Source organism: Kribbella antiqua (genome assembly GCF_004345665.1).
GTDB lineage: Bacteria > Actinomycetota > Actinomycetes > Propionibacteriales > Kribbellaceae > Kribbella > Kribbella antiqua.
Genome location: NZ_SLWR01000013.1, coordinates 1 through 12,251, shown reverse-complemented (window position 1 = coordinate 12,251; position 12,251 = coordinate 1). Strand labels below are relative to the sequence as shown.

The 12,251-nt window shown below is 65.4% G+C and carries 14 protein-coding genes; 9 read left to right on the top strand and 5 right to left on the bottom strand.

The features are described from left to right. The 4 genes from EV646_RS31795 to EV646_RS31780 all read left to right on the top strand — a co-directional run bounded on the left by EV646_RS31795 (position 1) and on the right by EV646_RS31780 (position 2,318). Positions 1–708, top strand: coding sequence for a helix-turn-helix transcriptional regulator (locus tag EV646_RS31795; protein WP_132155229.1), 708 nt, complete (start codon positions 1–3; stop codon positions 706–708). Continuing rightward, on the top strand, positions 708–986 hold the full coding sequence (locus tag EV646_RS31790; RefSeq protein WP_199237308.1) for a cupin domain-containing protein: 279 nt from the start codon (positions 708–710) through the stop codon (positions 984–986). The genes EV646_RS31795 and EV646_RS31790 overlap by 1 nt, the downstream gene beginning before the upstream one ends. A gap of 169 nt (positions 987–1,155) precedes the next feature. After that, positions 1,156–1,587, top strand: a complete 432-nt coding sequence (locus EV646_RS31785; protein ID WP_132155227.1) for a hypothetical protein — start codon at positions 1,156–1,158, stop codon at positions 1,585–1,587. Positions 1,588–1,631: 44 nt separating this feature from the next. After that, on the top strand, positions 1,632–2,318 hold the full coding sequence (locus EV646_RS31780) for a helix-turn-helix transcriptional regulator (RefSeq protein WP_132155225.1): 687 nt from the start codon (positions 1,632–1,634) through the stop codon (positions 2,316–2,318). Positions 2,319–2,384: 66 nt separating this feature from the next. On the opposite strand, the gene ctaD is transcribed toward EV646_RS31780, so the two are convergent. The 4 genes from ctaD to EV646_RS31760 all read right to left on the bottom strand — a co-directional run bounded on the left by ctaD (position 2,385) and on the right by EV646_RS31760 (position 6,740). After that, positions 2,385–4,091: an aa3-type cytochrome oxidase subunit I gene (gene ctaD / locus EV646_RS31775; RefSeq protein ID WP_241996470.1), complete on the bottom strand. Its 1,707-nt coding sequence runs from the start codon at positions 4,089–4,091 to the stop codon at positions 2,385–2,387. Positions 4,092–4,234: 143 nt separating this feature from the next. Next, a complete protein-coding gene (locus EV646_RS31770) occupies positions 4,235–4,717 on the bottom strand; it encodes a TraR/DksA family transcriptional regulator (RefSeq protein WP_158291065.1) in 483 nt (160 codons plus the stop codon). A gap of 383 nt (positions 4,718–5,100) precedes the next feature. Then, on the bottom strand, positions 5,101–5,760 hold the full coding sequence (locus EV646_RS31765) for a response regulator (RefSeq protein WP_132155221.1): 660 nt from the start codon (positions 5,758–5,760) through the stop codon (positions 5,101–5,103). A gap of 2 nt (positions 5,761–5,762) precedes the next feature. After that, positions 5,763–6,740, bottom strand: coding sequence for a HAMP domain-containing sensor histidine kinase (locus EV646_RS31760; RefSeq protein ID WP_241996458.1), 978 nt, complete (start codon positions 6,738–6,740; stop codon positions 5,763–5,765). Positions 6,741–7,018: 278 nt separating this feature from the next. Here EV646_RS31760 and EV646_RS31755 point away from each other — a divergent pair, with 278 nt between their 5' ends. From EV646_RS31755 to EV646_RS31745, 3 genes are all read left to right on the top strand, one after another. Then, positions 7,019–7,333 (top strand): TraR/DksA family transcriptional regulator, encoded by a 315-nt coding sequence (locus tag EV646_RS31755; RefSeq protein WP_132155219.1) that lies wholly within the window; start codon positions 7,019–7,021, stop codon positions 7,331–7,333. A gap of 66 nt (positions 7,334–7,399) precedes the next feature. After that, positions 7,400–7,771, top strand: coding sequence for a TraR/DksA C4-type zinc finger protein (locus tag EV646_RS31750; RefSeq protein WP_132155217.1), 372 nt, complete (start codon positions 7,400–7,402; stop codon positions 7,769–7,771). 113 nt (positions 7,772–7,884) lie between these two features. Beyond that, positions 7,885–8,535 (top strand): rod shape-determining protein, encoded by a 651-nt coding sequence (locus EV646_RS31745; protein WP_199237307.1) that lies wholly within the window; start codon positions 7,885–7,887, stop codon positions 8,533–8,535. A 564-nt stretch (positions 8,536–9,099) separates the two neighbouring features. Here the strand turns inward: EV646_RS31745 and EV646_RS31740 are convergent. Further along, positions 9,100–10,542, bottom strand: a complete 1,443-nt coding sequence (locus tag EV646_RS31740) for a hypothetical protein (protein WP_132155213.1) — start codon at positions 10,540–10,542, stop codon at positions 9,100–9,102. Between the two features lie 326 nt (positions 10,543–10,868). Here EV646_RS31740 and EV646_RS31735 point away from each other — a divergent pair, with 326 nt between their 5' ends. Continuing rightward, a complete protein-coding gene (locus EV646_RS31735; RefSeq protein WP_132155211.1) occupies positions 10,869–11,180 on the top strand; it encodes a transposase in 312 nt (103 codons plus the stop codon). Continuing rightward, complete coding sequence (locus EV646_RS31730) at positions 11,177–11,452, top strand: hypothetical protein (RefSeq protein ID WP_132155209.1); 276 nt, start codon at positions 11,177–11,179, stop codon at positions 11,450–11,452. Before EV646_RS31735 ends, EV646_RS31730 begins: the two co-directional genes overlap by 4 nt. Positions 11,453–12,251: the final 799 nt, after the last annotated feature.

Genomic DNA, 12,251 nt, shown 5'->3' with positions numbered 1-12,251 from the left:
ATGACCAGGACTGACCAGACCGCCGGCGACCAGCCCCGCCGACAAGCACTGCTCGAAGCCCTGCGAGGCGCCGACGCACCGCAGGGGGTCACCGAACTCGCCGACCAACTCGGCATCCACCCCAACACGGTCCGCTTCCACCTCGACGCACTCGTGACGCAAGGACTTGTCGACTGCCAGCTCCAGAAACCGGCAGGGCGAGGACGGCCGCGGACTGCGTACACATCACATCCCGGGATGGATCGAGGCGGCCGGCGTCAGTACCACCTACTGGCCAAGATCCTGCTCGGTCAGCTGTCCACGAATCCCGATGCCGGCGCCGCGGCCGAGGCCGCGGGCCGCAACTGGGGCGGCTATCTGGTCGAGCACATCCCCCCGTCCCATCAGATTGGCGTCGCCGAGGCCACCCAGCGGCTGAGCGCGATGATGACCGACCTCGGTTTCGCCCCGGAACCCGACGGCGACGCAGCCAAGCGCATCAGGCTGCGGCACTGCCCGTTCCTGGAACTCGCGGAGGAGTACTCGTCCACCTTGTGCCCGCTGCATCTCGGCCTGATGCGAGGTGCCCTCACCGAGATCCGCGCACCGATTACCGCGACCAGTCTCGAGCCGTTCGCCGAGCCCGATGCCTGCATCGTGCACCTCTCCCGTACCCGCACGGCCGGCGTGGGCGCCCGGGCGCACAATCGTCGCACCCGGAGCACATGATGTACCTGACCAGGATCGGCACCACGCCCCTACGCCGCGCGCCCGTCCCCGGCGGCCCGACAATGGAAGTACTCGTCGCGGCCGAGACTTCCGGCAACATCGCGATGGTCCAGGTATGGATCCCGCCCGGTGGCGGCCTGCCCGAACACGATCACGGACCCTCGGAAATCGTCCTGGTCCACGTCTCGGGCTCAATCGAGCTTCACCAAGGCGACCAGCAGCACAGACTCGCCCCTGGCGCCGTCGCACACCTGGCCACCGGGGACGCGTCAGCTTGACCAACCCTGGAACCGAACCCGCCGTCATGATGATCGTCGCCTCACCTCCGGACTTCGTCGCGCGAATCACGGGTTGGCCGGCCGCATAGGGGCCATCGGCAACCACGCCGGGACTCCGGCACGATCCCCCGAGCGCGGATGCAACGTCACGGATCTAGAAGGAGCAACAGTGAACGCCGCACCAGCCGCCGTAGCAACCGCCGCCGTCTTCATCTGGCTCGGCATGGTGCTCGCGATCTCCTTCCTGGAGGCGCCACTCAAATTCCGCGCCCCAGGTGTCGACATCCCCATTGGGCTCGGCATCGGCCGCATCGTCTTCCGGGCGCTCAACCGCGTCGAGATCGCATTGGCGCTGGTCGCGCTCGCGGCGATCGTCGTGGGACGGCCGACCGGTTCCGTAGCGGCTCTCACAGCAGCGATCCTGATCATCCTGGCCGGACAGCTCATCGCGATCCGGCCCCAACTCAACCGGCGCACCGACCGCGTCCTCGCCGGTCAGCACCCGCCCCGATCGAGCATGCACCTGTACTACGTCGGTCTCGAGGCAGCCAAGGTGCTCACCTTGGCAGCGCTCGGAATCTGCCTTCTCGTGGCCGGCTGACTCGCCGCCGCTACACCATGATGTGCGCGGCCAAGGGCACCGAGGTGTCCGCAAGCCGATCCGTATCCACCGGTTGCCGGCTGCGGCGGCGGCGCCTCTACGACCACGTCGTACGGCAGACAGCCGCGGTAACCCGCGATGAGGCGGCGACGGCGTTGGGTCTGCCGCGTGCCACTGCCGCGTTCCATCTCGACCGGCTCGCCGCCGAGGGTCTGCTCGACGTCGTTTACGAGCGTCGCTCCGGCCGGTCGGGCCCGCGTGCTGGCCGACCGTCGAAGCTGTACCGCCGTTCGGAGCGGCATATCGATGTATCCCTGCCCGAACATCGCTACGACCTGGCGGAACGCCTGCTGGCGGAAGCCATCGAGGACGCCGAGACCACCGGAGAAGCTCCACGAGCAGCGCTCGACCGGCGAGCCCGCCAACTCGGCAACGAGGTCGCGGCCGCTGCCCGAGGTGCCGCTAGTGCGGGAACCAGTTCCGATGCCGTGATGCGCATCCTCGAAGCACATGGCTTCGAGCCGCGCGCCGACGATGACGTGATCGTGCTCGGCAACTGCCCCTTCCACACGCTGGCCCGGGAGCACACCGAGCTGGTCTGTGAGATGAATCTTTGCCTGCTCAGCGGGCTTCTGGCGGGTCTCGACACTCCGCAACTACAGGCCCGGCTCAAGCCGGAGCCCGGCCACTGCTGTGTCTGCCTCGAGCCCAACCCGACATTGCACTCATGAGCTTACGAGGACCTGGATCTCGGCAGCGGCGCCCGCTTCCGGGCTGGTCGAACGAGGCGTAGGTCATCACCTCGTGTCGTCTCCTTCGGCCTCAATACCGGCGGTCTCCTCGAGATACTGGACCCGGCCCTGGTCATCGCCGGCGTCGAGCAGGTTGTCCCCAGAGGCTCGGGTGTCCGGGTATTCGGTGAGCGAGACGTCCGGGTGGTGCTTGTCGAAGGCTGGGCTTTCGGAGCGAATCCGCGGCAACCGCTCGAAGTTGTGACGCGGCGGCGGGCAGCTGGTCGCCCATTCCAGCGACCGGCCCCAACCCCACGGGTCGTCCACGCCCACCAGCGGCGTCCTGCGGGACTTGTAGATGTTGTAGAGGAACGGGAGGGTCGATGCGCCGAGGATGAGGGCACCGATGCTGGACACCTGGTTCAGCGTGGTGAAGCCCTCGTTCGCGCCGTACGACGCGTAGCGCCGCGGCATCCCCTCGACACCCAGCCAGTGCTGCACCAGGAACGTCGTGTGGAAGCCGATGAACAGCAGCCAGAAGTGCAGCTTGCCGAGCCGCTCGTCCAGCATCCGGCCGGTCATCTTCGGCCACCAGAAGTAGAACCCGGCGAACATCGCAAACACCACCGTGCCGAACACCACGTAGTGGAAGTGCGCCACCACGAAGTACGAGTCGGTGACCTGGAAGTCCAAGGCCGGCGAGGCCAGGATCACGCCCGTCAATCCACCGAACAAGAAGGTGGTCAGGAACCCGAGCGACCACAGCATCGGGGTGTCGAACGACACCGCCCCGCCCCACATCGTGCCGATCCAGTTGAAGAACTTCACTCCGGTCGGGACCGCGATCATGAACGACATGAACGAGAAGAACGGCAGGTTCACCGCGCCGGTGACGAACATGTGGTGCGCCCACACCGCCATCGACAACGCAGCGATCGCCAGCGTGGCACCGACCAGACCGAGGTAGCCGAACACGGACTTGCGGCTGAACACCGGCAGGATCTCGGTGATGATGCCGAAGAACGGCAGCGCGATGATGTAGACCTCGGGATGCCCGAAGAACCAGAACAGGTGCTGCCACAGCATCGGCCCGCCGTTCGCGGCATCGAAGACGTGAGCCCCCAGCAATCGGTCGGCCTCGAGCATCAGCAGCGCGCCGGCCAGGATCGGGAACGCGACCAGCACCATGATCGACGTGACCAGGATGTTCCAAGTGAAGATCGGCATCCGGAACATCGTCATACCCGGCGCACGCATCGTGATGATCGTGGTGACGAAGTTGACCGCACCGAGGATGGTGCCCAGACCGGCCATCCACAGACCCATGATCCACAGGTCACCGCCGACACCCGGCGAGCGGACCGCGTTGGACAGCGGGGCGTAGCCCGTCCAGCCGAAGCTCGCCGCGCCGCCCGGGGTGAAGAAGCCACTGAATGCGATGAGCCCGCCGAACAGGAACAGCCAATAGCTGAACATGTTCAGCCGCGGGAACGCGACGTCAGGAGCGCCGATCTGCACCGGCATGATCACGTTCGCGAAGCCGACGAACAGCGGCGTCGCGAACAGCAGCAGCATGATCGTGCCGTGCATCGTGAACAGCTGGTTGTACACCTCTTCGTTCACGATCTGCAGACCCGGCCGGGCCAGCTCGGCACGGATCAGCAGCGCCATCACGCCGCCGATCAGGAAGAACGCGAATGACGTGATCAGGTACAGGCGGCCGATCAGCTTGTGATCGGTGGTGGTGAGGACCCGAACCACCGCACGGCCCAGCGGACGGTGACGTCTTGCCGCGGGTTCACCGGATCCGACCCTGGCCGTCACCGACCAGGCACGGTCCTGGTGGGCGCCGACATGCGTCAGCTGCTCGTGGATCGGATCGCTGTCGCCGGCCTGAGTCGTCCCCACGGGCCGACTCACCAGTTCGCCGGCGGGTCGCTAGCGGGGAACGAATCCTCGCCCCACACATCGACGATGTCCCGCAGCGGTCGCGCAGGCGACGTCGGAGGAATGGTTCCTGTGCGCCAGGGATGCGGGTGGCGGTCCTCCGACTCCTTTGAGAGTTGGCATCGCAGGCAGAGACTGGCCATCGGGATGGCCTGAAGCCGGTCCGCGGAGATGACGCGACCGCAGCGTTGGCAGGTCCCGAAGCGGCCGATCGCGAGCCGGAAGAGAGCAGCGTCGATGTCCGCCAGGGCAGCTCTGGCGGCTCTCATCAGCATCGCTGTCACCTCACTCAGAGCATCGTCGGAGGCGGAGAGCGCGTCGTACGAGAGGTCGGTGAGCTGATCGAGACGAAACCGGCGCTGCTGCTCGAGCTCGCGGCGGTACCGCTGCAAGTCGACAGTGTGCCGCTCACGTGCTGCGTTGGGTGGTGCCACCTGATCCAGGTCGGTCATCGAAACCTCCTCGTCGCCACGGATCGCGGAGCCGCGAAACCCGCGCCTGCGTGTCCGCACGATCCCAACGATGCCGTCTCGCAGGCGGGCTGAAAACGTGCCCGCTCGGCGAAGGCCGGTCTCCATCGTTGCCGGTACCCGGCAACGATGGAGACCCGACTGAGGATCGCGCGGTTTACCCGTCATCGGGCCGGCCGTCATCAGGTACTCCGCTCGTAGGAAATGACGTTCTGAGACACCAAGCCCCCGGAGCAGCCGCTGGGCCAGCCGTCCCGCGACACCGGGCGCGGAATATCGAAGCTCATCGGCAGAACACGCAGCAATCTGGAGATACAAGCGATGCCGGTTGAATTGGGCGCCAGCCGTTGTAGGCGAAGGTGGGTTCAGGGCTCGATCAGGCCTGCCCTGATCGCGTAGCGGGTGAGTTCCAGGCGGTCGCGGAGGCCGAGTTTTTGGAGCATGTTCGCCCGGTGCCGCTCGACCGTCTTGATGCTGATGAACAGGGTCTCGGCGATCTCCTTGGAGGAGTGCCCCTCGGCCACGAGTTTGAGAACCTCTTCCTCGCGGGCGGTCAGGATCTGCTCCGGGATGGCCTGGCCGAGGCGGGCTCGGTTCAGGTAGTTGCGGATCAGTGCGTTCACCGCTCCTGGGTAGAGAAACGGCTCTCCGCGCATCGCGGCGCGGCAGGCCTCCACCAAGTCGCGGTCGGCGACGGACTTCAGCACATACCCTGCCGCGCCGGCCTTGAGTGCCTGGAAGAAGTACTGCTCGTTGTCATACATCGTCAACATGAGAATCCGCAGGTCGGGATAGCGCGCCGACAGTTCACGCGCTGCCTGCAGGCCGGTCATCCGCGGCATCGCGATGTCGAGAATCGCCAGATCAATTTCGGTGGACCGGGCGAGATCAACGGCCTCCTTCCCGTCCCCAGCTTCAGCTACCACCGTCAGGCCCGGTTCGCTGTCCAGGATTAACCGCACTCCTCGGCGTACCAGCGCATGATCGTCGGCGAGCAGAATGCGAGTCGCGCCCGGCGCAGCCATACTCAGGCTCCGTTCCGGTTGAGAGGCACCAACAGGTTCACCTCGGCACCACCTGTCGGTGAGGCACCGAGATCGAGGGTGGCGCCGACCAGCAGGGCACGCTCCCGCATGCCCCGGATTCCTGCTCCCTCGTGGGCCAGGCCCAGGCCGCGGCCGTCGTCACGGATCCGGAGGCCGACAACTCCATCGCTATGGCGCAGGCTCATCTCGACGTGGGTCGCGTCGGCGTGGCGGGCGACGTTGGTCAGTCCCTCCTGGGCGACCCGATAGATCACCAGCTCAGTCTGCTCGTCCAACGCGGGTAGACCGGGCTGGAAACTGTGACTAATCGCGAGACCGGTGTGCGTGGACAGTTCGGTGGCCAGCGCAGTCAAAGCACTGACCAGACCGAGATCTTCCAACACACCCGGCCGCAGCCTGCGCGCCAGTCGCCGTACCTCGTCCAGGCTCTCCCTGGTCGTTTCCTGAGCGTGGCGCAGGTCGGCGCGCAGGTCGGCATTCTCCACCCGCTCGGCCGCGCGTTTGAGTTCCAGCAGTACGGCGGTCAGGCTCTGGCCGACCTCATCGTGAAGTTCCTGGGCGATCCGTCGCCGCTCCGCCTCCTGGGCAGACAACGCACGTGTACTGCTGGCGGCACGTTCTGCCTCCAGTCGCGCCAGCATGTCGTTGAACGCACGGATCAACTGCGAAACGCCACCCTGCCGGGCGACCGGCAGGCGCTGCCCAGGCCGTAGCAGATCGACGGTTGCCATCCGGCGAGTCAGCCGGTCCAACGGCGCCAACCCCACCTGCAGCAGTACGGCGTTGGCGACCAGCATCACCGCCAATCCGCCCAGCAGCACCAGGGCCTCAGTGAACACCACCGGAACAGACACGGTCACCGGCGCCCAGAGCAACAATGCTGTCGCGGCGGCAAGCACCACCGCGTTCAGAGCGAAGATGCGCCAGAACAGTGGCACCGCAAGCACCCCCTTCTTCATCGCCGCAGTCTCATGGCTCGTTGCATGCCTTCCAGCCTGCCTCTTGCCGCACCGCAAGTCGATCGGGGCTGACACTCATCTGCCAGCCGCTGCCTGCCTCTGTCCGAGCTCGCCGAAATGGGTGTCAGGCCCGATGGTCAGGGCGAGCAGCATCTCCGATGGTGGTGGCAGAACCAACTCACAAGCCTCAAGACGGGCGACGCAGGCCGCCGGCGTGCGCAATGCCTCCTACGCGCACGCCGGCCTCCCGCCATCGTCCCTTGAAAGGACCCACCTCAATGACCACCGACATAGGCCGTGCCCAGCACCTCACAAAGCACGAAGCACGCCAGCGCCTGGAACACGAGCGCAACTCCCGCCTCGCCCAACTAAGGGCCATCGAGGAGTCCGCGCCGCATGCGGACGAAGACTTGCAAGCCGCTCAAACAGCCGCGATCCAGCGCGTGCTCGAAGAGATCGACGCCGCCGGACGACGTCTAGCCGACGGCTCCTACGGCACCTGCAACAGCTGCCAAACCGCGATCCCCGTCGAGCGCCTCGAGATCCTGCCCTACGTGCGCTTCTGCGTCAGATGCCAGCAACGCGCCAGTTGACCACGCCGCAATCCTGCGCCCGTCTTCCCCATCGAGCTATGCGTTCGCCACAGTCGAGGAGCTCCGGTGACCCATCAGATCTCTGCAGTCGACAATCATCGCCTCGATCCCGCGGAACTCACAGTTCTGCGGGCGAGGCTGTACGAAGATCGCCAGTTCCGGCGTCAACAACTCCGCGAAATTGCCCAAGGCACCAACGATATCGTCGAAAAGACCTGCACTCCTGACGTGGCCGCGCATTGCGAGGTCCGGCACCAACTCACCGTGGCCGCACAAACTGCGCTTGCGGAAACGGAAGCCGCCCTGGCCCGAATGGAAGCGGGGCGGTACGGCGGATGCAGCCGGTGTGGCCGCACCATCAGCCTCCAACTCCTGTCCGCCCACCCCCAAGCGCGCTACTGCACACGGTGTCAGCACTTCCTCGGAACGCAACGATGAGCGGGTTCCTCAGGTCACGGAGCCGGCTCAGCCCCACTCTCGCGCTCGATCTCGGGAGTTTGCGCACCCGCGCATGGAGTTCGCAACGTGGTTTGGTCGTTGACGCCCCCACGATGACGACGTCTCCCGCTGGCATCAGCTATCCCGTATCCCGCGGCAGGATCACAGACGTTGCCGGCACCGCTCGCATGCTCGATCGCCTTCTGGTCTGCCGCACCAGTCCCGCCCTGCAGCAGCCTGAGACGCTCGTAATGACCCTTCCCGTTCTCTGCCCCGAGGCCGATCGGAACGGAGCCCTTGCGGCGGTCGAAATCCTCCAGCCCCGCGCAGTCATCACCATCGACAGCGTTAAGGCGGCGGCCATCGGCGCCAAGACCGACCTAGTCAAACCCCTCCTCGTCATCGACCTCGGAGCCCACCTGACGGAAGCAGCCGTTCTAGCAAACGGATGCGTGATCGAAGCACGCCGTACACCCCACGGCACGGCCGACCTTCGCACGTCAATCACGATCAACAGCCTCATCGAATACATCCGCGACATGATGGCCGACCTGCTGAGCCACGACTGCGGCCCTCAGGTCGTCGACGCACTCGAAAGAGGACCATTACTGGCCGGTGGTGGCGCCCTGCTCCCAGCCATCACCTACCAACTCTCCAAACAACTATCGTGCCCAGTCCTGCCGGCATCAGGCGCGTACACAGTCGCCCTCCGGGGCGCAACCACCATCGCCCTCGCCGCCCACCGCCACCCGAGCGCCCACTGATCCCTCAAGCCGCCAACTCTTGGCGGGCACCCTCACTGCCCGATGACCTCGAGTCCGGGCTCGCGAGACGTTGATGTTCGGGTGCGCTGGTGCAATCGGGCTGCGTGGAAGATTGATCAGAGGCTGGCGGATCGGCACCGGTTCGTATCGCCGCGTGCCGCGACCGCAAGGACGTTGTTCCGGCGGTTGAGTTGGCTGCGGTTGGCGGGGTGGTCGCGTTCTGTCGGTAATGTTCGTGTGCGATGGTCCGTCGTTGATCGAGCTGGGGTTCGTGGCTGCTGGCGGCGACTCCGGTGGCTACATGGAACTGAGTCGCACTTGGCTACACCGACTATCCATCACCGAACCGGCGGCAAATTTCGCATACTCAGCACTCGCCCGGAGAACGCTGAAGGGTCTCCGGGCTGTTCCCACTGGCAATCTCGATCCACGTGACCGTCGGGCTTGCTTCGGTGACTCCGAAGACCACCGCGCCGCCTCCGCCGAAGACGGCGAAGTTCGAGCCGCTCGAAGGAGCCAACTCGGGCGGTCCAACTGGCAGCAGGCGTGCCCCGTAGATGGACCTCAGCTGCTTGAGGGAGCTACCGACCCCGCACCTTCTGGGGTGCGCGGCCGACGGCTCTTGATCCAGATCGTGTCCAGGTCGTCGGGGTTATGCCGGTCGCGAAACTCTGTGCCCCGTCCGTCGTCCCCGAACAGTCGACGCACCTGCGGCGCCAACTCATAGCGTATTCCGCAGATCGCGTCCGTCGGTGCTTTGACGACGTACCCGGTCTTGATCGCTTGCAGGCCGGTCATGCCGACACGCAGTGCACCGAGGCGCCCAGGGTGCATCGTGAGATCGGGAGACGGGGTCTTGGTAAAGATACTGACGCGGCGTGCGTAGGGGTCTTGGGCGAGATCTGCGACAGCTTCCGCCCCTGCCCAGAACACAGAGGCCAGGGTCAGGTAGGCGTTCAGGCGACGCAATATCGCGGACATGCCCGACTTCAATCCGGGGCTGATTGCTGGCCAGTCCGCTGGTGGGATCGCGGCCCTCGCGGCGGTGGAGATGTCGTCGTAGTTGCTGACCCCACATTTCGCCAGAGCGGAGATGATGGGAAGAAGGTCGGCGTTGCCGGCGCGACGGAGTGGGTCGGCGATGACGTCAACGAGACAGACCGCTGTAAATGCTCCGGCGAGCATCGTTCTCAGGTACGGCTTCCTCGCCTCGATTTCATCAGCGGCCTGCCAGGCGATGCCGTACCCAAGAGCGGATGTGCTCACAGCCCCCTGCATTGTGATGGTTGTCGGATTGCGAGCAGGGGAACTGAAACCGAGGTGCAGTTGCTGGCCCGGCATCACGTACAGCGTCCGGTCCGCCGCAGGATCCGACACATTTGACAACCGGTCGCTGACTGTCGATTTGATTCCACCTGCGGCGCCTGTCCACTGCCATCGCCATCTGGCCGACGCCGTGACGGCGATGCCAGTTCCGCGATTGTTGGTCAGCTTCACGACAAGCAAGTCCCGGTTCCTGGTGTCCGATCCAGTGCAGACCAACAGAGGCGGGTCGCCGTCTGGAGTGATGAAGACTGCATCGTCGACCCAGTTCGGCGGCCTTCCATCGCAGGCTGGTCGCTCTCCATGTGTGCCCAGGAACCCGGCGATCGCAGGCTCCACGGCGTTGGTGATGACGGAGAAGATGCTTAGATGCGCTGTGCTGGCTGTCAGAGTTCTGCGGTCGGCGGACAATCTGGTGGGTAACACAGTCACGACCTCGACCGAAGGATCACCTCGAAGCACCACAGCGGAGCTCGCGGCCGGCAACGGTTCAGGCAGGGTGTAGGTCGGCAGCAACGGCTTCAGGGGTTGGCCGGTTCCGAGTTTCAGCTGAATCGACTCCCTGAGCGTCAGCCCAGTGATCAGTTCCGCGGGCCCACTCAACGCCGCCCTGATTGCCGTCAGAGTTGTAGGAGTCGCGCTGACTCCAGCGTCGGCCTCGACAGTGAAGCCGCCCTCGTTCAATTGAGCACCTTTCGAAGGCCCAACGATGGCAGGCGTCGTTGACGTCGTGGGCTCCGAGCCCTTCGACTCTGGCGCGGCGCCGTCCACGTCCCTCGTGCACGCTGCCGCGAGGCACACCAAAGCCACCCCAACCGCGAGTAATCGAGCCACAGTTCCTCCCCCACCTGGCTCTGGAGATCCCGTCGTGCTTGAGATCGCCGAAGAGCCCTGTTGCCCTCGCCAAGATCTGTTGTCGGTTCGCGAACCGGCGTGCTACCCGAGGTGGGCCTGACCCGATTTGACGGACATCCGAGATCAGGAGCTTGTGCTCCGGAAGGATGTTCATCATGGAGTCCATGGGCAAGAAGAAGCCGCGGCCTCGTCGTTCGTTCACGTCCGAGTTCAAGGCCGAGATCGTCGAGCTGTGCCAGCGCGGCGACCGGTCGGTCGGCCAGGTCGCGAAGGACTTCGACCTGACCGAGACCGCGGTGCGGGAATGGCTGAAACAGGCCGAACGCGACGCCGGCACCGGCGACGGCGGGTTGACCACGAGCGAGAAAGAAGAACTCGCGCAGCTGCGACGAGAGAACCGCCGGCTGCGCGAGGACGTCGACATCTTGAAGCGGGCCACGGCTTTCTTCGCCAAGGAGACCCGGTGAACTGCTACCCGTTCATCGAGGCGGAGAAGCGAGGCGACCACAACGTGAAGCGGGCGTGTGAGTTGCTGCAGGTCTCCCGTTCCGCCTACTACGCCGACCGCACCAGCGGGCCCTCGAGCCGCGACCAGCGCGACGCCGAGCTGACCGGCAAGATCATCGCGATCCACGACGAGTCCACCCAGACCTACGGCTCGCGCAGGACCAACGTGACCGGGATACTCGCGATCGCACACACCGGCGAAGGCCAGGATCGGCCGCCAGTTGGTTCGTAGGAACCGAGTGAGCTGCAGGCGTAGTCGGCGGCGCGGGTAGGACCGACGCCGGCTCAGCCGCCGCGGGCTTAGCCTGGGGGTCACGTGTGGAAGCCATCATGTGCGCCTCGGCCGCCGGCGCGCTCGCGCCCATCAACTGTCGTCTGCTTCCCGACGGCCCACATGTGGACAGCTTTCCTCTCGTCCGAGCACTGCATATCGACCCTCTCGTCCGAGCACTGCTTATCGACGGCTCAGGCCTCGCTGGCCCAAGGCGCTATCTATGGCGGCGCCACAACACTCCCAGAGACAGCGTGCTTGGAAGCGGCCAGTCTCCACAGCGGGTGATCGGCCGACAAATGTCATCCGTTCGGCCGACACCGGGGCACTGGGCACGTGTCTCACTGTTGCCTTCGTCGCGTCTCAGGGATACCAGCTTCGTCGCGCAATTACAGGCGCAGACCGAGCCCTCCGACTGACTCAGTTCGTCCCGGCTGACCTCGTAATCTCGCCTATTCCGGAGCAGGCGGATCCCAAGAACTACTGGCTTCTGAGCCCAGTCCATGGACCAGGACGGTCGGGTAGTGCTCGACTGGCACCTGCTCGTCATGTCGGCCTGGGCGTGACTCTGACCGCCGGGCGTCACGGCTGTCCGAGCGGTACGTCTAGCCTCTGAACAACGATCTGGGCGAGAGAGTTCCCACGCAATCGTGCGCGAGACGAGATGGTGCTCGGGCATCACAATGGAGTACCGCGCCCGTGGCGGTTGCGGCGCGGTCGTGGGGAGGGGGTTGTGGTGGAGAAGCCGATCATGCTTGTG